The 18564-nt window shown below is 73.2% G+C and carries 14 protein-coding genes; 6 read left to right on the top strand and 8 right to left on the bottom strand.

Annotated features, from left to right (window positions below; genetic code table 11):
* Positions 1-133 precede the first annotated feature (133 nt).
* Genes ACWF94_RS04920 through ACWF94_RS04905 form a run of 4 tightly spaced genes read right to left on the bottom strand, consistent with a single transcriptional unit; the run spans position 134 to position 5287 of the window.
* Positions 134-1084: a S66 peptidase family protein gene (locus ACWF94_RS04920; protein ID WP_453484741.1), complete on the bottom strand. Its 951-nt coding sequence runs from the start codon at positions 1082-1084 to the stop codon at positions 134-136.
* Positions 1081-3087 (bottom strand): prolyl oligopeptidase family serine peptidase, encoded by a 2007-nt coding sequence (locus ACWF94_RS04915; protein WP_453484740.1) that lies wholly within the window; start codon positions 3085-3087, stop codon positions 1081-1083. The genes ACWF94_RS04920 and ACWF94_RS04915 overlap by 4 nt, the downstream gene beginning before the upstream one ends.
* A 12-nt stretch (positions 3088-3099) precedes the next feature.
* Positions 3100-4461: a M20/M25/M40 family metallo-hydrolase gene (locus tag ACWF94_RS04910; RefSeq protein WP_453484738.1), complete on the bottom strand. Its 1362-nt coding sequence runs from the start codon at positions 4459-4461 to the stop codon at positions 3100-3102.
* Positions 4454-5287 carry a M55 family metallopeptidase gene (locus ACWF94_RS04905; protein WP_453484736.1) on the bottom strand — a complete coding sequence of 278 codons (834 nt, stop codon included), beginning with the start codon at positions 5285-5287 and terminating at the stop codon, positions 4454-4456. Before ACWF94_RS04905 ends, ACWF94_RS04910 begins: the two co-directional genes overlap by 8 nt.
* Before the next feature lie 416 nt (positions 5288-5703).
* Here ACWF94_RS04905 and ACWF94_RS04900 point away from each other — a divergent pair, with 416 nt between their 5' ends.
* Positions 5704-6618 carry an aminoglycoside phosphotransferase family protein gene (locus tag ACWF94_RS04900; RefSeq protein WP_453484735.1) on the top strand — a complete coding sequence of 305 codons (915 nt, stop codon included), beginning with the start codon at positions 5704-5706 and terminating at the stop codon, positions 6616-6618.
* Between the two features lie 200 nt (positions 6619-6818).
* On the opposite strand, the gene ACWF94_RS04895 is transcribed toward ACWF94_RS04900, so the two are convergent.
* Positions 6819-8126, bottom strand: coding sequence for an MFS transporter (locus tag ACWF94_RS04895; RefSeq protein ID WP_453484733.1), 1308 nt, complete (start codon positions 8124-8126; stop codon positions 6819-6821).
* A gap of 207 nt (positions 8127-8333) precedes the next feature.
* Here ACWF94_RS04895 and ACWF94_RS04890 point away from each other — a divergent pair, with 207 nt between their 5' ends.
* Complete coding sequence (locus ACWF94_RS04890) at positions 8334-8873, top strand: TetR/AcrR family transcriptional regulator (RefSeq protein ID WP_453484731.1); 540 nt, start codon at positions 8334-8336, stop codon at positions 8871-8873.
* A 337-nt stretch (positions 8874-9210) separates the two neighbouring features.
* Here the strand turns inward: ACWF94_RS04890 and ACWF94_RS04885 are convergent, their stop codons facing one another.
* Positions 9211-10017 carry a crotonase/enoyl-CoA hydratase family protein gene (locus tag ACWF94_RS04885; protein ID WP_453484730.1) on the bottom strand — a complete coding sequence of 269 codons (807 nt, stop codon included), beginning with the start codon at positions 10015-10017 and terminating at the stop codon, positions 9211-9213.
* Positions 10014-11546 (bottom strand): AMP-binding protein, encoded by a 1533-nt coding sequence (locus ACWF94_RS04880; protein WP_453484728.1) that lies wholly within the window; start codon positions 11544-11546, stop codon positions 10014-10016. The genes ACWF94_RS04885 and ACWF94_RS04880 overlap by 4 nt, the downstream gene beginning before the upstream one ends.
* A 79-nt stretch (positions 11547-11625) precedes the next feature.
* Here ACWF94_RS04880 and ACWF94_RS04875 point away from each other — a divergent pair, with 79 nt between their 5' ends.
* The 3 genes from ACWF94_RS04875 to ACWF94_RS04865 all read left to right on the top strand — a co-directional run bounded on the left by ACWF94_RS04875 (position 11626) and on the right by ACWF94_RS04865 (position 15304).
* Complete coding sequence (locus ACWF94_RS04875) at positions 11626-12264, top strand: TetR/AcrR family transcriptional regulator (protein WP_453484727.1); 639 nt, start codon at positions 11626-11628, stop codon at positions 12262-12264.
* 31 nt (positions 12265-12295) lie between these two features.
* Positions 12296-12799, top strand: coding sequence for a MarR family winged helix-turn-helix transcriptional regulator (locus ACWF94_RS04870; protein WP_453484725.1), 504 nt, complete (start codon positions 12296-12298; stop codon positions 12797-12799).
* Positions 12800-13054: 255 nt separating this feature from the next.
* Entirely contained in the window at positions 13055-15304 is a 2250-nt protein-coding gene (locus ACWF94_RS04865) for an LLM class flavin-dependent oxidoreductase (RefSeq protein WP_453484723.1), read from the top strand.
* A 107-nt stretch (positions 15305-15411) separates the two neighbouring features.
* On the opposite strand, the gene ACWF94_RS04860 is transcribed toward ACWF94_RS04865, so the two are convergent.
* The gene (locus tag ACWF94_RS04860) at positions 15412-17085 is read right to left on the bottom strand and encodes an IclR family transcriptional regulator domain-containing protein (RefSeq protein ID WP_453484722.1); all 1674 of its coding nucleotides are present in this window, start codon (positions 17083-17085) and stop codon (positions 15412-15414) included.
* A 269-nt stretch (positions 17086-17354) separates the two neighbouring features.
* Here ACWF94_RS04860 and ACWF94_RS04855 point away from each other — a divergent pair.
* On the top strand, positions 17355-18564 hold a 1210-nt coding region (locus ACWF94_RS04855; RefSeq protein WP_453484721.1), incomplete at its 3' end, for a thiolase family protein.

Here is an 18564-nt window from a genome sequence, read left to right as displayed (position 1 = left end):
AGCTCCTCAAACGCCGGAGGGGCTGGGTTTGCGGGTCCTTGTCCAGACCGGGCCGTACGGCTGGAAGTGCGGGCCCTTGTCCAGACCGGGCCTTACGGCTGGATGTGCGGGCCATGGTCAGAGAAGGGCTGGGTCAGAGAAGGGCCGGTTCGTCCAGGGTCAGGGTGCCTGTGGCGGTGTCCAGGAGGGCGGGGGCGCCGAGGGGCATGGTGAGGGTGGTGTCGCCGTGGCCGAAGCCGAGTTCTTCGATGATGGGGACGCCGAGGCCGCCGAGGCGGTCGAGGAGGACTTCGCGGACGCGTTCGTAGGGACCGCACTGGGCCCAGGAGCCGAGGGCCACGCCCGCGAGGCCGTCGAGCCAGCCGGTGCGCAGGAGTTGGGTGAGGATGCGGTCGATGCGGTAGTCGTCCTCCGCGATGTCTTCGAGGAGGAGGAGTCCGCCCCGGGCGGAGGGCCGGGCGTGGGGGGTGCCGAGTTCGGCGGCGAGGAGGCTGGCGCAGCCGCCGAGGGTGATGCCGCGGGCGCGGCCGGGTACCAGGGCGCGGGCGGTGTCCAGGCCGAGGGTGCGGACGGACTCGGGCTCGAAGAGGGTGGCGCGGAGGGATTCCCGGGTGGCGTCGTCCTTGAGGAAGGTGAGTGCGCCGGTCATGGGGCCGTGGAGGGTGGCGAAGCCCGCGCGGGTGGCGAATGCCTCGTGGAGGGCGGTGACGTCGCTGTAGCCGACGAACACCTTGGGGCCGGCCGCCCGGATCGCCGGCCAGTCGAGGAGGTCGACCATGCGCTGGGCGCCGTAGCCGCCACGGGCGCAGAAGACGGCGGCGACGGCCGGGTCGCACCAGGCCGCCGTCAGATCCCGGGCGCGCTCCGGGTCGTCGGCCGCGAGATAGCCGAACCGAGGGTGGCGCCCGCGGACGTGCGGCATGACGACGGGGTCGAGGTCCCAGCCGCGCAGGATGTCCAGACCCGTGTCGAGGCGTTCGTCGGGCACGGGCCCGCTGGGGGCGACGACGGCGACGCGGTCGCCGGGCGCGAGCCGGCGGGGCCGGGTCAGCGGAGTCAGCGGGGCGAGTGGGGTGGGGGTCACTTCCGCAGCTCCAGTACGGGGACGTCGGCGCGGTTGACGCCGAAGGTCTGGGCGTAGAGGGACAGTTCGGCCTCCAGCGCGCGGATCATGGTCTCCGCCCGGCGGAACCCGTGGCCCTCGCCCTCGAAGGCGAGATACGCGTGCGGGATGCCGCGCCCGGTGAGCTGGGCGAGGAACCGCTCGCTCTGGGCGGGCGGGCAGATCACGTCGTCGAGCCCCTGGAGCAGCAGGAACGGCACGGTGATCCGGTCGGTGTGCTGGAGCGGGGAGCGCTCGCGGTAGCGGCCGGGCACCTCGGCGAGCGGGCCGATCAGCGACTCCAGATAGCGCGATTCGAAGTCGTGGGTCTCGTCGGTGGCCCAGCTCAGCAGGTCCAGGACGGGGAAGAGGATGGTGCCGCAGGCGTAGACATCGGTGCCGGTGAGGGAGGCGGCGGTGGTCCAGCCTCCGGCGCTGCCGCCGCGGATGGCGAGGCGGGCCGGGTCGGCGGTGCCCTCTGTGGCGAGGGCCTCGGCGACGGCGGCGCAGTCCTCGACGTCCACGACGCCCCACTGCTCCCTGAGCCGGTTGCGGTACTCCCTGCCGTAGCCGGTCGATCCGCCGTAGTTGACCTCGGCGACGCCGATGCCGCGCGAGGTGAAGTAGGCGATCTCCAGATCGAGTACGAGCGGGGCGTGGCCGGTGGGGCCGCCGTGGGCCCACACCACGAACGGGGGCAGTTCGTCGTCGGGGAAGCCGCGGTCGGGGCTGTGCGGCGGATAGAGATGGGCGTGGATCTCGCGGTTGTCGGGCCCGGTGAAGGTGCGGATCTGCGGTTCGGGGTAGTACGCCGGGTCGACCGGGTCGGTGTGGGCGGAGCCGATGACCCGGGTGTGGCCGGTGCGGGTGTCCAGTTCGACGACCTCGTACCCGCTGCGCGGGCTGGCGGCGACGCCGATCACCCGGTCGCCGTCGACGGCGAGGGTGGGCGCCCACTCCGTCCAGGGGCCCGCCGCGTCGACGACCTCGCCCGACTCGGGGTCGAGGACGCCGAGCGCGGTGGAGCCCCTGCCGTGGATCACGGCGATCAGCCCGTTGCCGAGGGGGTGGAACCACTGGAGGCCGATCTTCCACAGCGGCCCGCCGAACTCCTCGGCGCGGCCGGGGCAGAGCGGGGTGCGGGCCGGGGCGTCCGATGCGAGGGCTTCGGGCCGGACGCGCTGCACCTCCCACCAGTTACGGCGGTCGGAGACGAGGAGCAGCGAGCCGTCCGGTGCCCAGTCGACCTGGCAGACCGCCTCGCCCGGGTCGCCGACGGCATGGCGGATTCCGGTGAACGGGCCGTCGCCGGTGCCCACTTCGCCGGTCATCACGGCCGCGCCGTCCCAGGGCATCCGGGGGTGGTCCCAGGCGATCCAGGCTGCGTGCCGTCCGTCCGGGGAGAGCCGGGGGCCGGTGACGAAGCGGTTCCGGTCGTCGGAGAGTTCCCGTACGGCGGCGCGGTCGTCGGCGGCCGAGCCGTCCAGCGGGACGGCGGCGATCACCCGGCGTACGTCCGTGGGCGCGGCTCCGGTGAACTCCTCCAGGACGCACCACACCTCGCCCCGGTCCTGGTGGATCCGGGGCTCGGCCCAGCGCAGTCCGGCGCCGACGGCCGACACGGGGGTCAGCGGGCGGGGCGCGGCGCCGGGGGTGTCCGGCTCGTACGCGTACAGCCGCTGGTCGGGGTGGTGGACGAAGACGACGAGCGGGCTCCCGTCGGCGCGCGGGACGCCGGCCCAGGGGTGTCCGCCGTACTCGATGACCCGGCTGCGCACATTCCACGGCGCGGGGAGGACCGATTCTTCCCGGCCGTCGGCCCGGCGTCGTACGAGGGCGCGGCGGCCGTCCTCGGCGGGCCGGGGCGCGGTCCACCAGACGTCCTCGCCGACCATGCCGAGGAATTCGGGCCGTCCGTCGTGCGAGGCGGCGAGCGCCGCGTCGATCGGCGACGGCCAGGTGCCATAGGCACCGGTGGGTACCATTTCCGACTCCCCTCAGGCGGACCGCAGATAGTGGTCGAGCACATGGACGCCGAAGTGCAGGGCCTCGACGGGCACCCGCTCGTCGACTCCGTGGAACAGTGCCGCGTAGTCGTAGTCGGCGGGCAGCTTCAGCGGTGAGAAGCCGTAGCCGGTGATGCCCAGGCGGGAGAACTGCTTGGCGTCGGTGCCGCCCGCCATGGAGTAGGGGATGACATGACCGTCGGGGGCGAAGTGTTCGACGGCGGCGCGCAGTTTGGCGTACGTCGGGGAGTCGACCGGGGCCTCCAGCGGGATCTCCCGGTGCTGGAACTCCCATGCCACATCGGGTCCGGTGAGCCGGTCCATGGTGGCGTGGAACTCGTCCTCGCCGCCGGGCAGCATCCGTCCGTCGATATACGCGGTGGCGTGGCCCGGGATCACATTGATCTTGTATCCGGCGTTCAGCATGGTCGGGTTGGCGCTGTTGCGCACGGTGGGTTCGACGAGCGCGGCGGCCGGGCCGAGCTTGCCCAGCAGCGCGTCCACGTCGAAGCCGGCCGCGTGCACATCCGCTGCGGGGCCGTCGACACCGTGGAGGCGGGCCAGTTCGGTGAGGGCGGCGCGGACGGTGGGGGTCAGCCGGACCGGCCACTCGTGGGCACCGATCCTGGCGACGGCGGCGGCGAGTCTGCTCACCGCGTTCGCGCGGTTGGTCTTGGAGCCATGGCCCGCCCTGCCGTGGGCGGTGAGCTTGAGCCAGGCCGTGCCGCGCTCCCCGGCGCCGATGGGGTAGAGCGTCATCCCGGGCCCGGCGTGGAAGCTGAACGCGCCGGATTCGCTGATCCCCTCCGTACAGCCGTCGAAGAGGCCGGGGTGCCGGTCGGCGAGGAATCCGGCGCCGTCGGCGGCGCTGTCCTCCTCGTCGGCGGTGTACGCGATGACGATGTCGCGGCGGGGCCGGACGCCCGCGCGGGCCCAGGCCCGGACGACGGCGAGGATCATCGCGTCCATGTTCTTCATGTCGACGGCGCCGCGGCCCCAGACGACCGAGTCGATGATCTCGCCCGAGAAGGGGGGCACGGTCCAGTCGGCGGGTTCGGCGGGCACCACGTCGAGATGGCCGTGGACCAGCAGCGCTTCGGCCGATGGGTCGGTGCCCTCGATCCGGGCGACCACATTGGTGCGCCCGGGGGTGCGTTCCAGGAGGACGGGTTCGAGTCCGGCCGCCGCGAGCCGCTCCGCCGTGTACTCGGCGGCGGGCCGCTCCCGGCAGTCGCCGCCGCCGCGGTTGGTGGTGTCGATACGGATCAGTTCGGAAGTGAAGGTCACCACTTCGTCGAGGGCGAGAGGGTCGACCGGGCTCGTCCCGGCGCTGGACGTCGTCACATCAGCCATACTGCTCCTCCACGGCCGCCGAGACGATCGTCGTGACCGCTTTGAAGGTACGAATCGCCTCATACATGGTCTCGCTGGTGTACGCGGTCCGCCGCTCGCCGCTGCTCTCGACGCCGGGGACCACGGTCGCCGCGGCGGCCAGCTGCCCGGCGTCGTACTCCAGCTCGACGGTGAACGGGCCGCCGCGCACGGGTTCGTGGCGGACGGCGAGCGCGGTGGCCTCCTTGGCGGCCGAGCGGATCTCGGACGCGGTACGGGCGGGGGTCCGGCAGACCGCCGCGTACCGCGAGACATGGTCCTTCACGGCGACCTTCCGCGCGGCGGGCGCATATGCGTCGGCGTCGACGCAGGTCAGGTCGTCCCCGGTGACGAGGATCACCGGGACGCCGTACTCGGCGACCACCGCCGCGTTCAGCAGCCCTTCGCTCGCCCGGGTCCCGTTCAGCCAGACTCCGGTGATCTGGTTGGCGAGATAGGTGTGCGCGAGGACGCCCTCGGCGCCCGCGCCCGTGTGATAGCCGACGAAGGCGATGCCGTCGACGTCGCCGTGCTGGACGCCCTCGACCATGGAGAGCGACTTGTGCCTGCCGGTGAGCATCCGCACCCGGTCGTCGAGCCGCTCCAGCAGCAGGTTGCGCATGGTCCAGTGGGCCTCGTTGACGAGGACGTCATCGGCGCCGCCGTCGAGGAATCCGAGCGCGGCGGCGTTCACATCGGAGGTGAACATTCCCCGGCAGCGTTCCCACTGTGGGGTGCCCGGCAGCACATCGGCCGGCCAGGTGACGCCGGTCGCGCCCTCCATGTCGGCGCTGATCAGGATCTTCATGCCTCACACTATCCTTCCCAGGTCAGAGGGGTGCAACGGCCCGTTCGGACCCCGCCGGGGGGTTGGATCGGACCCCGCCGGACGGTTGCGCCGGTCCCTGCCGGGTGGTTGTGCCGGACCGCACCGGGCGGTTGCGCCGGGTGCCGCCGGGTGTGCGCCGGATCCCGCCGGGCGGTTGCGGCGGATCCCGCCGGGCGGGGTGCCGGGGGGCGCAGCACGTGGTCCCGGGGGCCGCCGGGCGGGGTCCCGGAGGCAGCCGGACGTGGTGACGGACGCTTAAGGGCGTGCGGGGTGGTGCGTCGCTGCGGCAGGGTGGGAGCCCCGGCCGCGCCCCTGTGCCCGGGGAGGGCACGCCGGCCGGCCGGCCGGGTGGCGGGTGCCTTCTCCGCCGATGAACCCTGGAGAGAATCACACTGATGAGCGATCAATCGGCTGTCTCCCGGCCCCGGTCGGCCGACGAGGTGCGGCGGGCCGTGCCCGCCCTCGGTCGCGCGGACCTCCGCCCGGTCGACGAGGGCAGCGAGCACTCCGCCTGGTGGGTGGGCGGCGAGGGCGTCCTGCGGCTGGCGACGGACGCCGACGTCTCCGTCCGGCTCCGCCGGGAAGTCGCCCTGCGGGAGGTGATCCGCCGCCGTACCCGGCTGCCGATACCGGCCGGCACGCTGACCGGTGAGTGGGCCCCGGGGCTGGCGTTCACGCTGGACACCCGGCTCGACGGGGTCAGTTCCGAACTGCGGCCCGTCACCCGGGACGGGGAGGCGGATCTCGCCGGACTGCTGGTCGCGCTCGGCGCGCTCCCGGCCGGTGAGCTGTCCGCCCTGGACATCCCCCGCGAGCCCGCGCGGGACGGCGCACCACTCCATGAGCGGGCCCACGACGCCGCGCGGCGGCTCGCCGCCGACGGCGAGTTCGCGCTCGACCGGCTGCCACTGCTGGTCGCGGGCGACGGGGTGCGCCCCGGCGAGTGCGTGGACGTCCTGCTGCACAACGACCTCAAGGGAGAGCACATCTTCGTCACGGCGCGGGGCCGGATCGGCGGAGTCATCGACTGGGCCGACGCCGCCTGGGGCGACCCCGCCGAGGACATCGCGGGCATCGCCATCTCCATCGGCGCCCCCGGTGCCGTACGCACCGCCGCCCTCGCCGGACACGGTGAGCCGACGCGGCGGCGGGGCGTGTATCTGGCCCGTGCGGACACCCTGGTCAGGCTGTCCGACCGGCTCCACGGCACCGACGACAGCCCTCTCGATCTGCTGCGCGCCCAGTTGCGGCGCGCATGGCGGCCGACCCCGCTCGACCCGGCACCGGCCGGGGGCACGGCCCGGCCCTGACGGCGATGCGGTGTGCCGCCCGCCCGGGTCCGGGCCTGCGCTGGGGCGGCCACTCCCGCGATCAGGCCCCGGGGGAGGACCGAGGCCACCGCTCCTGAGCCTGTTCAGCTACCGGTTCGTGCGTCGGTTCATGCGTCGGTTCGTCCACCGGGTCGGCCTGTGGTTCATCCGCCGGGTGTGCGGTCGTATCAGCGGGCGGCTCAGCCGCTGCCGAGGGGCGGCTGACCGTCCCGTGTCGCCGGGGTGCCCGCGCGGTGGGCCGTACGGCGGGTCATACGGTGCCCCAGTTCGGAGATCAGCAGGGCCGTGAGGGCCAGACCGGCCGCGACGAGCGGCAGGGAGCCGGCGCCCACCCAGTTGATGCCGACCGCGCCGACCGCGCCGGAGAGGGAGATCGCGAGGTACAGGATCGCGGCGTTCAGCGCGACCAGTACGGAGGCCGACTCCGGGTCGAGGGTGATCAGCCGGTGCTGCTGGGGTGTGGTGATGGCGAAGGCCGCCACGCCGTAGACGACGATGATCACCAGTGCGGAGGCGAACGCCCCGGTGGCCGCCGGGAACAGCAGCAGGGACCCGGTCATCCACAGGAGCGCGGCCGTCACCACGCCCCGGCCGCCGAAGCGGTCCGCGAGCCATCCGGCACCGAGGTTTCCGAGGGTGCCGACCGCGCCGAGGGTGAACATGAGGACGGCGAGCCGGTCTCCGCCGCCCCCGGTCGCCGGCTCGAAGACCACGGCGATGTAGGTGTACGGGAGGTAGACGGCGGTGAAGCCGATCAGGGTGGTCGCCAGGATCGCCAGGACCCGGCGGTCCCTGAGCGGCGCCAGACGCTGCCGCAGCCCCTCGGGCGCGGGCGCCGGTACCCGGGCCGGCACCAGGAGCCGTACGCCGATGAGGCCGAGGACCGCGAGCGCCGCGACGAACCACATGGTCGCCCGCCAGCCGAAGGCCCCGCCCACGGCGGTGCCGATGGGCGCGCCCAGGGCGGTGGCAGCAGTGAATCCGGTGGTGACGGCCGCGATGGCGCGGCCCTTGCGGCCGGGCGGTACCAGCGCCGCGGCCGTGACGGCGGCGGTCGGCACGAAGAGCCCGGCGCCGACGGCCGCGACGGTCTGCGCGAGCAGCAGGGTCGCGAAGGTGGGGGCGAGCGCCGTGGCCACATTCCCCAGCAGATAGACGGAGACGGCGATCAGCAGGACCGCGCGGCGTGCCCTGCGGGCGGTGGCGGTCGCCAGGACCGGGGCGAGGACCGCGCAGGTCAGCGCGAAGACGGTCACCACCTGGCCGGCGGTGGTGACGGAGACGCCGAGGTCGCGGCCGAGTTCGGGCAGTACGCCCGCCAGGACGAACTCGTCCGTGCCGACGGCGAAGGTGGCGAAGCCCAGTACGGGCACGCTCCATCGGGCGGCCCGTGACCTGGACTCCCCCTCGATGGCGCCGGGGTCCGGGGGCGGGCGCTCGGGGTCGGGCTCGGTGGTGCCGGTGGCGCGCTGGGTGCAGGAGTCCATGACCGTCCAGTCGTCGGGCTTCGCGGCGGTCCGGGCGGGAGGCCGCCGGATCGGGTGGAGGGGCCGGGCAGGGTGACGGGCGCGGTGGGCGGAAGCGGAGTCCAGGCATGGCCCGTCCGGGTACCGATCGTTCGGAACCGATCGGTACCACTTCCAGGACGGTACCGATCGGTTCCGTTTAGAGTCAAGGTGGGCTACCGTGGGCGCATGGCCACACAAGCGCGCGAACGCCTCATCGAGACGGCCGGGGAGCTGTTCTTCGCGGAGGGCATCCGCGCGGTCGGGGTCGAGCGCCTGCTGGCCGACTCGGGCATCGGCCGCGCCTCGTTCTACCGCCACTTCGCGAGCAAGGACGAGTTGGTCGTCGCGGTCCTCCGGGCGCGCGACACCCGCTGGCGCCGCTGGCTCACAGCCGAAGTGGATGCCCGGGGGCGCGACCCGCTCGCCGTCTTCGACGCCCTCGCGCAGGACTGCGAGCAGGGGAACTTCCGAGGCTGCGCCTTCATCAACGCCATGACGGAGTGCGTGGACGCCGACGGCCCGGTCCACCGGCTGGCCTCAGAGCACAAACAGGCCGTCACGGACTTCATCGCCGAACTCCTCGCCGAGGCCGGAGAGCCGGAGAGTGCCGCGCTGGCGCGCAAGTTCGTCCTGCTGATGGACGGGGCGACCGTCACCGTCGTACGGGAGCGCAGCGCCGAGCCGATCAGGAACGCCAGGTCGATCGCGGCGCAGTTGCTGTCCTGACGGTCACTTCGGAGGCGGTACGGCCGGGGCGCGTGACACTCCGCGCTCCGCCCGACCCGCGCCGCGCCCCGGCGGCCGGCGCGAGAACCGGGGCGGGCTCGTGCTGGTGACGTGCGCGAAAAACCGGGGGCGGGCCCGCGCGGCCCGCGTCGCCGGAACGTCCTGAGGCAACCGGAGCCCCGGCACGGCAGCTCCGTGACCGCTGTCGGGCGCATGTCCCGGGCCGGCGATCACGTCGCCCGGGCGGGACAGCGAGGCCGCCAACCCCCGGCGGCCCAGGAGGCTCAGGAGGCTCAGGAAGAGGCGTGCCCCGGCCCAGGATGTGCGCCCCGGCTGCTCAGGGAGCCGTGGGCGGGGTGCTGTCGAACGTGCCGTGGCGGCCCGCGCCGTCCGCGAAGCGGGCCGCGCCCGCCCGGGTCTCCCCCGCGGTGAGTGGCACCTGCCCGTGCCGGTACTCCAGGGCCAGCGCCTCCGGCTCCGGCAGCCCGTGCTGCTCGCGGGCGGCGAGCCGGTCGCTGCGCAGACAGAGCTGGGGGAACGCGGCGATCTCCCGGGCGAGTCGCTCGGCGGCGGTCCTGGCCTCGCCGTGCGGTACGAGCCGGTTGGCCAGCCCCATCGCGTACGCCTCGGACGCGGGCACCGCGCGGCCGGTGAGGATCATGTCGATGGCCCGGCTCTCGCCGATCAGCCGGGGCAGCCGCACGGTACCGCCGTCGACCAGGGGCACACCCCAGCGGCGGCAGAACACCCCGAAGACGGCGTCCTCCTCGGCGACCCGCAGATCGCACCAGGCGGCCAGTTCCAGGCCGCCGGCCACCGCGTGCCCGGCGACGGCGGCGACGACCGGTTTGGTCAGCCGCATCCGGGTGGGGCCCATCGGCCCGTCGCCCTCGGCCAGGACCTGATTGCCGCGTTCGGTGCCCAGCGCCTTGAGGTCGGCGCCCGCGCAGAAGGTGCCGCCCTCTCCCCACAGGACGGCGACGGCCGCGTCCGGATCCTCATCGAACCGGCGGAAGGCATCGGCCAGTTGGCCTGCGGTGGGGCCGTCGACCGCGTTGCGCACCTCGGGACGGGAGAGGATCACCGTGAAGACGGGTCCGTCCCGCTCCACCCGTACCGCCGGATTCGGCGGGTGCCCGCTCATCGTCCGTTCTCCCACAGTGGGTCGCGCAGCGCCCGGCGGAGGATCTTGCCGACCGGGGAGTACGGGATGGTGTCCACGAAGTGCACGGACTTGGGCACCTTGTAGCCGGCGAGGCGGGCCCGCACATGGTCGCGCAGCGCGGCCTCGGTGACCTCGGCGCCCGGCCGCAGGGCGACGAAGGCCGTGACGGCCTCCACCCAGGTCGGGTCCGGTGCGCTGACGACGGCGCACTGGGCGACCGCCGGGTGGGAGGAGAGGGCGTCCTCGACCTCTCGGGGGTAGACGTTGTAGCCGCCCGTGATGATCATGTCGCTGCTGCGGTCGACCAGATGGAGATAGCCTCGGTCGTCGAAGCGGGCCAGGTCCCGGGTGCGGATCCAGCCATCGGGGGTGAGGCTCTGTGCGGTCAGTTCGGGCGCGTTGTAGTAGCCCGCCATGGCGAACGGGGCCTGCACCCGCACCTCGCCGATCTCACCGCGCGCCACCGGGGCGCCGTCCTCGCCGGTGAGGATTACCCGCGCGTCGATGACGGGGTGTCCGGCGGCGCCGAGCAGTTCCCCGCCCTCGGCGTGGTCGTCGTGGTCCAGGACCGCGATACAGAGCGGGGCCTCGGTCTGCCCGAAGTACTGGACGAACCGGGGGCCCCAGGCGTCCAGCGCGTGCTCGATGAGCGGGCGGGGCATCGGGCTGGCCCCGTAGACGACGGTGTGCAGCCGCCCCAGGTCGGCGCTCTCGGCCTTCCCGCCCGTGAAGAGCATGCCGAGCATGGTCGGTACGAGGTTGGCGGCCGTGACCCCGTAGCGCGGGATGGCCGCGAGGTACTCGTCGGGGTCGAAGCCGCCGAGGACCACGGAGGCCGCGCCGCGCACCCAGTACGGCAGGACGAAGGTGCCGCTGGCGTGGATGAGGGAGGCGGCGTGGAGCATCACATCGTCGCGGCCGGGTGAGACCAGATTGGCGAGGATGTTCGCGGTGATGGCGGCATAGCTGGCCTGGGTGTGCTGGGCGGCCTTGAGGGTGCCGGTGGTGCCCGAGGTGTAGAGGATCAGGATGACGTCGTCCGGCGCGGCGAACCGCATCGGGTCGGCCGGACTGGCCTCCCGCATCGCGGCCATCAGATCGAGATCGCCGCTGTCCGCCGGGGGGCCGAGACAGGCGAGGGTGAGACCGGGCAGGGCCGCGCCCAGCTCCTGGGCCCGCCCGCTCAGCTCCGGCCCGTACACCAGGAGGGTGACGCCGGTGTCCTGGAGCATCCGGGTGTGTTCGGCGAGGGAGAGACGGCCGTTGAGGGGGACCCGGGCGGCGCCCGCCTTGAGGCAGGCGAAGTCGACCGAGACGGACCACAGTCCGTTGCCGATGAGCAGGCCCACGCGGTCGCCTCGGTCGACTCCGAGCCCGGTGAGGACATGGGAGAGACGGTTGGCGGCCTCGTCGACCTCGGCGTAGGTGAGTGATTGATCGTTGAAGTGCAGGGCGGTGCGTCCGGCGAAGCGCGCAGCGCCCAGGCGGACCAGGTCTACGGCAAGCATGGCCGGAACGATAGCTCCGAAAGATACAGTCCGTCCAGACTGTTTGTTATGTGACTTCGGCATGCCGTACCGTCGGCGCATGCCCGCCCCGCGATCCCGTCAGGCCACGCCCGCCCCCCGGCGCACCCAGCAGCAACGCCGCCAGGAGACCCGCCAGCGCCTCCTCGACGCCACGATCGACTGCCTGGTCGAGTACGGCTTCGCCGGTACCACCACCCAGCGGGTCCAGGAGCGGGCCGGGATCTCCCGGGGCGCGCTGCTGCACCACTTCGCCTCCAAGGCGGCGCTGCTGACCGCCGCGACCCACCATGTCGCCGAACTGCGGCTGGCCCATATCCGCGAGGAGGCGGGCAGCGGCGGGGGGACCCGGGAGGAGGGCCTCACCCTGCTGCATACGGCGATGTCGGGCCCACGCTTCCTGGCCGGTCTCGAACTGTGGCTGGCGGCCCGCACCGACCCCGACCTCAAGGCCGCCCTGCTGCCCGCGGAGCGCCAGGTGGGCGCCGCCCAGCGCGCGGTCCTGGCCGGGGTCTTCGGCCCGGAGGTCGCCGCGCGCGACGACTTCGCCATGCTCTGCGAGTCCCTGCTGGTACTGCACCGGGGGCTCGCCCTGACCAGTGTGCTGCGCGAGGATCCGGACTTCGACGACCAGCTGCTGCGGCTGTGGGCGGAGCGGTTCCTCGGGGCGCCTCCGGCCGGCCACTCCGACTTTGGATGACTCATCAACCAAATGGCGGTACGGTTTCGGCGTGAACGCCGAGCACGTGAACGCCGAGACGGAGTACCTGGACGAGCGCGAGGGGCGTGCCTGGCGCTCGTACCTCCAGATGCACAGCGCGCTGACCGCGCGCACGGGCCGGCATCTGGCCCGTGAGTCGGGCCTGTCGGTGGCGGACTACGAGATCCTGGTGACGCTCGCGAGCAGCCCCGAGGGCCGGATGAGTTCCCAGGAGGTGCGCTGCGGGCTGGCCTGGGAGAAGAGCAGGCTCTCCCACCAGGTGCGCCGGATGGAGCAGCGCGGACTGGTGGTCCGGGAGGTGAATCCCGCCGACGCCCGCAGCGCCGTGCTGTGTCTGACCGCCCGGGGCCGTGAGGTCATCGACGAGGCCGTGCCCCGGCACATGAACCATGTCCGGGCGCACTTCATCTCCCTGCTGAGCCCCGAGGAGCTGGAGCTGCTGGCACGGATCGGCGAGCGGGTGAACACCCATCTGACCTGCGAGGACCGTCGGGACCCACCGGAGTCCGACTGACCGCCGCAGCCGCCCCGAACGGCCCGACCGCGACCGGCCGCGACCGCGCCCTCCGACCCCGACCGACCCGGACCGGCCGCGCCCTCCGACCCCGACCGACCCGGACCGGCCGCGCCCCCCGACCCCGGCCGACCACGTCCGCGCCCTCCCGGCCGCGACTCCGCCGCACCCGCGCCACCGCACACCCCAAAGGTTGACGTGTCATCCAAATACGTTATGGTTGAAGGGTCAACTTATTGGAGGTCGGAGACTGCCATGGCCGATTACGGACACGAGCTGACCTTCGGGTCGTTCCTCACCCCCGGTAACCGCGACCCGCGGGGCGTCGTGGATCTCGCCGTGCTCTCCGAGAACGCCGGACTCGATCTGGTGACCTTCCAGGACCATCCGTACCAGCCGGGGCATCTGGACGCCTGGACGCTGATCAGCTGGGTGGCCGCCCGCACCGAGCGCGTCCACCTCGCGGGCAATGTCACCAATCTGCCGCTGCGCAACCCGGCCGTACTGGCCCGCTCGGTCGCCAGCCTCGATCTGCTCTCCGGCGGCCGGATCGACCTCGGTCTTGGCGCGGGCGCCTTCCGGGAGGCGATCGCCGCGATGGGCGGACGCGACCTCACCCCCGGCCAGAGCGTCACCGCGCTGGGCGAGGCCATCGACATCATCCGGGGCATCTGGGACGCCGACGAGCGCGCACCGCTGCGTGTCAGGGGCGAGTTCCACAGCGCCGACGGCGCCAAGCGCGGTCCCGCTCCCGCCCATGACGTACCGATCTGGCTGGGGGCCTACAAGCCCCGGATGCTGCGCATGGTCGGCGCGAAGGCGGACGGCTGGCTGCCCAGCTGGAGCTATCTGCACTCCCCGACCCTGGCGGAGAGCAACGCGATCATCGACGAGGAGGCCGCGAGACACGGCCGCGACCCCCGGGAGATCCGGCGGCTGCTGAACGTCATGGGCGGCTTCGGCACCTCATCGGAACCGTTCCAGGGGCCGCCCGGGCAGTGGGTGGAACAGTTGCTGGCGCTGGTCCTTCAGGACGGGATCAGCACCTTCATCCTCGGCTCCGACGACCCCCGTACCCTCTCCGTCTTCGGCCAGGAGGTGGCACCCGCGCTGCGCGAGGCGGTCGCCGCCGAACGCGCGGCGGCGGGCACCGCCACCGGCCGGGTCCGCCCGGCCGCCGCCCTGGCCGCGCGCGTCGAGGGCATCGACTACGACTCCCTGCCCGCCTCGCTCGCGGCGCGGGCGGTGGAACCGGGCGACCGGGGTTACGCGGGGGTGCGCTCCACCTATGTCTGGCCCGGCTCCCCCGGGCTCGTGCTGCGGCCCACCACGGCCGCCGAGGTCGCCGAAACGGTCGGCTGGGCCCGTACCCAGGACGTACCGCTGGCCGTACGCAGCGGCGGGCACGGCATCAGCGGGCGCTCGACCAACGACGGCGGCCTGGTCATCGACCTCGGCTCGCTCGACGGGGTCGAGGTCCTCGACCGCGAACGCCGGCTGGTCCGGGTAGGGGCCGGGGCCCGCTGGGGCGATGTCGCCGCGAAGCTCGCCCCGCACGGTCTGGCCATCAGCTCCGGCGACTCCGGCGATGTCGGCGCGGGCGGTCTGGCCACCACGGGCGGTCTCGGCTTCTTCTCCCGCTCCTACGGACTGACCATCGACCGGGTCCGGGGAGCCGATGTCGTCCTCGCCGACGGCCGCGCCGTACGGGCGGACGCGGAGCACCACCCCGAGCTGTTCTGGGCGCTGCGCGGCGCGGGCGGCAACATGGGCGTCGTCACCTCCTTCGACATCGAGGCCGCCGAACTCGGCGATATCGTCTTCGCCGTCTTCGCGTACGACGCCTCCGACATCGCCGACTTCCTCCAGCGGTGGGGCCGGCTGGTGGAGGACAGCCCCCGGGAGCTGACGGCGTTCCTCACCGTGGTCCGCCGGCAGGGCCGCTTCATCGCCCAGACGTACGCGGTGTGGGCGGGCGACGACACCGAGGCCGCGACCGACGCGCTCCAGCCGTTCCTGGAGATCGCCCCGGTCCTTCAGCAGCAGGCGCAGCTCGCCCCGTACGCCGCTCTCGTGACCGCGGGCCACCACCCGCACGAGGGCCAGGCCCGGCAGCGCAGCCGCTCCGCGCTGGTGGAGCACCTGGATGAGCACACCGCCACGGCGGTGGCCGGGATGTTCACCGACGGCTACACCAGCTACCTCCAGGTCCGCGCGGTCGGCGGCGCCGTCAACGACACCCCCGCCGACGCGACCGCCTACGCCCACCGCACACAGAACTTCTCCCTCTCCGTGGTGCTGCGGGGTGCCTCGGTGGAGCGGGGTGTGGCGGCGTGGGACGCGCTGGGCGCCGACGCCCTCTATCTCAGCTTCGAGACCCACGACCACGAGGCCGTCCTCACCAAGGCGTTCCCGGAGCCGACACTGGAACGGCTGCGGAAGGTCAAGGCCGTCTACGACCCGGGCAATGTGTTCCGTGACAACTTCTCCGTCGAACCGGTCTGAGCGAGGTCGGACCCCGGCGTACGGGGCCACCGTGTGTGGGTGTGTTCGGGGCGCGGTGTTGTGGGGTGTGGGGTGCGGGGTGTGGGGTGCAGGGTGTGGGGTGCGGGTCAGGTTGGCGGGATGCGGGTGAAGCGTCCGGCGATCCGCAGATCCGCTTCGATCCGGTGGGCGGTTGCGCGTAGTTCGGGCAGGACTTCGGTGAGGCATTGTTCGGTGGTGCGGCGGGTGTGGTGCATGGCGACGTTCACCGCGGCGACCACCCGCCCGTCGCGGTCGTGGACGGGTACGGCGAGGGAGCGCAGGCCCTCTTCGAGTTCGCCGTCGACGAGGGCGTAGCCGTTGTGTGCGATATGGGTGAGGAGGGTGGTGAGTTCCGGCAGGGCGGTGATGGTGCGGGGGGTGAGTGCTCTGAGGACGGTGCGCTCCAGGCGGGCGGTGCGTTCTTTGGTGGGGAGTCCGGCGAGCAGGACGCGGCCCATGGAGGTGGCGTGGGCGGGGAGGCGGGTGCCGGTGCGGATGTCGACGCTCATGATGCGGCCGGTGGCGACGCGGGCGGTGTACTGGATGGCGTCGCCGTCGAGGACGGCGAGGGATGCGGAGTCGTTGACCTGTTGGACGAGGGCGGTCAGGTGGGGGGCGGCGATGTCGGAGAGGGTGGTGCGGGACAGGGGCGGGTAGCCGAGGGCGAGGACGCGGGGTGTGAGGCGGAAGTGCCGGTTCCGGGTTTCCACGTGGCCGAGGTGTTCCAGGGTGATGAGGGCGCGGCGGGCGGTGGCGCGGGCGAGGCCGGTGGCTTCGGCGACGGCGGCGAGGGTGAGTTCGGCTCTTCCGTCGCCGAAGGCGGTGAGGACGGTGAGGCCGCGTGCGAGGGATTCCACGAACTCCGCGCCCAGTTCGTGTTTGGAGGTGTTGGTCCAGTCGGCGAGTCCGCCGGCCGGGGGCTGCTGTTCGGCGGGGTGGTGGTTCGTGCGCAGGCGTTGTTCCATGGCGGCCACGGCGTCGCGGGTGCGGGGCAGGAGGGCTTGGCGCAGGGTGTGTGCGCTGTGGCGGCTGGTGTGGCTGACCAGGGCCAGCGCGCAGACCACGTGTCCGTCGGGGCCGTGGACGGGCAGGGCGAGGGCGATCAGCCCAGGTTCGATGAGCTGGTCGTCGATGGCCCAGCCCTGGGTGCGGGCGGCGGCGGCGCGCTGTTCGAAGGCGGCGGGCGGGGCGGGCGTGCCCGGGGGCGGGGGGAGTGCGGGGAATCGTTGTCCGTGCGGGTCGGCGGCGTGCTGTTCGCGCCACCGGGTCCATTCGGGTTCGTCCCAGTGGGCGGCGAACACGGCTCCCTGTGCGGTGCGTTCGGCGGGCAGGAGGTCCCCGGTCCGGAAGGTCAGGGACATGGCGCGGCGGCGGCTGGTCTGGTGGACGAAGCGGATGCCGTCCCGGTCGGGTACCGCGAGGGACACCGATTCGTCGAGTTCCCCGGCGAGTTTCTCGGCGAGCGGGCCGAGTGGTCCGGGCAGCCGGACGGCGGCGAGATAGGCGTTGCCCAGTTCCATCAGCCGGGGCGCGAGGACGGCGGCGTGTCCGTCCAGCCGGAGGTAGTCCATCCGCGCCAGGGTGGCAATGATCCGGTCGACGGTCGAACGGGCCAGACCGGTGGAGCGCACGAGGTCACTGACGGCCATCCGGCCCCCCGCCGCACTGATCTGACCCAGCACGGCGATACCCCGCATCAGCGGCCCCACGGCCTCAGCGGGCGCCGTCACCGCACCAGCGACACGCGACGTCGTGGCCATCAGCCCTCCGAACAGTCAAGGAGCAAGATACGGGACGGTGGTCCCCGGCAGCGGTGGGTGCGGGAGGCGGCCCCCGCACATTCTCACCCGGCGGCGTTCTCCTCCGCCGTTGACATGACGGGGCCGGTGAACGCACACTCGGGTGCGGGTATCGATGAACCGAAGTTCACCTGGCGAACGATATCATCTGACGCCTCGCCGCTCACCCTCCGCACCCCGCCCCCGCCCCCGCCCGCTGATCTCCCCCGACCCCCGCGCAAGGAGCCGAAATGTCCGACCGCCTCCGGGACGTCTATGTCGTCGACGCCGTCCGCACCCCGACCGGGAAGTACGGCGGCGCGCTCTCGGACGTACGGCCCGACGATCTGGCGGCGGGCGTGCTCGCCGCCCTCATCTCCCGTACGCCCGACCTCGACCCCGCCCGGATCGACGATGTCTTCCTCGGCAACGCCAACGGAGCGGGCGAGGAGAACCGCGATGTCGCGCGCATGGCCCTCCTGCTCGCCGGACTCCCCGTCACCGTCCCCGGCACCACGGTCAACCGGCTCTGCGGCTCCGGCATGGAGGCGGTCGTGCAGGCGGCCCGCGCGATCGCGGTCGGCGACGCGTCGATCGCCGTCGCGGGCGGCGTGGAGTCGATGAGCCGCGCGCCCTGGGTGGTGCCCAAGCCCGGACGCGGCTTCCCCGCCGGCCACCAGGAGATGTACTCGACCACGCTCGGCTGGCGGATGGTCAACCCGCGGATGCCGAAGGAGTGGACCGTCGCCCTCGGCGAAGGCGCCGAACTCGTCGCCGACCGGTACGGCATCGGCCGCGAGGCCCAGGACGCGTTCGCGCTCGACAGTCACCGCAAGGCCGCCCGCGCCTGGGAGGCGGGCCTATACGACGCCGAGATCATCCCCGTCGACACAGCCGGCGTGGCTCTCACCCGCGACGAGTGCATCCGCGACAGCACCACCGCCGACGCCCTCGCGAAACTGAAGCCGGTGTTCCGCGACGGCGGCACGGTCACGGCGGGCAACGCCTCCCCCCTCAACGACGGCGCCGCCGCCCTGCTGCTCACCGACGAGGACGGGCTGCGCGCGAGCGGGCGCGAACCACTGGCCCGCATCGGGGCCACCGCCGTCACCGGCATCGAACCGCAGTACTTCGGCGCCGGACCCGTCGAAGCGGTCCACCGCGCGCTGAAGAAGGCCGGGCGCGAGCCGGGAGAACTGACCACGGTCGAACTCAACGAGGCGTTCGCCGCACAGGCGCTGGCCTGCCTGGGCCAGTGGCCGGGCATCGACCCCGGCATCGTCAACCCGCGCGGTGGCGCCATCGCCATCGGCCACCCCCTCGGCGCCTCCGGCGCCCGGATCACCGGAGCCGTCGCCCACCAGCTCGCCGCCGCGGGCTCCCGCCCCCCCCAACCCCCCCCCAGCAAACGCCTCGGCCCGGGCCACCCCCACCTACTGGAAACCAGAACCGTCCCCCCCC

The sequence above is a fragment of the Streptomyces sp. NPDC055078 genome (genome assembly GCF_053607985.1).
This window is presented reverse-complemented; position numbering and strand designations above follow the sequence as displayed.

Coding starts and splice junctions, on each gene's coding strand:
- ACWF94_RS04905 (WP_453484736.1), bottom strand. CDS start 5,287: ATGAAGATCCTGATCAGCGCCGACATGGAGGGCGCGACCGGCGTCACC.
- ACWF94_RS04875 (WP_453484727.1), top strand. CDS start 11,626: ATGCCCGCCCCGCGATCCCGTCAGGCCACGCCCGCCCCCCGGCGCACC.
- ACWF94_RS04910 (WP_453484738.1), bottom strand. CDS start 4,461: ATGGCTGATGTGACGACGTCCAGCGCCGGGACGAGCCCGGTCGACCCT.
- ACWF94_RS04865 (WP_453484723.1), top strand. CDS start 13,055: ATGGCCGATTACGGACACGAGCTGACCTTCGGGTCGTTCCTCACCCCC.
- ACWF94_RS04900 (WP_453484735.1), top strand. CDS start 5,704: ATGAGCGATCAATCGGCTGTCTCCCGGCCCCGGTCGGCCGACGAGGTG.
- ACWF94_RS04915 (WP_453484740.1), bottom strand. CDS start 3,087: ATGGTACCCACCGGTGCCTATGGCACCTGGCCGTCGCCGATCGACGCG.
- ACWF94_RS04860 (WP_453484722.1), bottom strand. CDS start 17,085: ATGGCCACGACGTCGCGTGTCGCTGGTGCGGTGACGGCGCCCGCTGAG.
- ACWF94_RS04880 (WP_453484728.1), bottom strand. CDS start 11,546: ATGCTTGCCGTAGACCTGGTCCGCCTGGGCGCTGCGCGCTTCGCCGGA.
- ACWF94_RS04885 (WP_453484730.1), bottom strand. CDS start 10,017: ATGAGCGGGCACCCGCCGAATCCGGCGGTACGGGTGGAGCGGGACGGA.
- ACWF94_RS04895 (WP_453484733.1), bottom strand. CDS start 8,126: ATGGACTCCTGCACCCAGCGCGCCACCGGCACCACCGAGCCCGACCCC.
- ACWF94_RS04890 (WP_453484731.1), top strand. CDS start 8,334: ATGGCCACACAAGCGCGCGAACGCCTCATCGAGACGGCCGGGGAGCTG.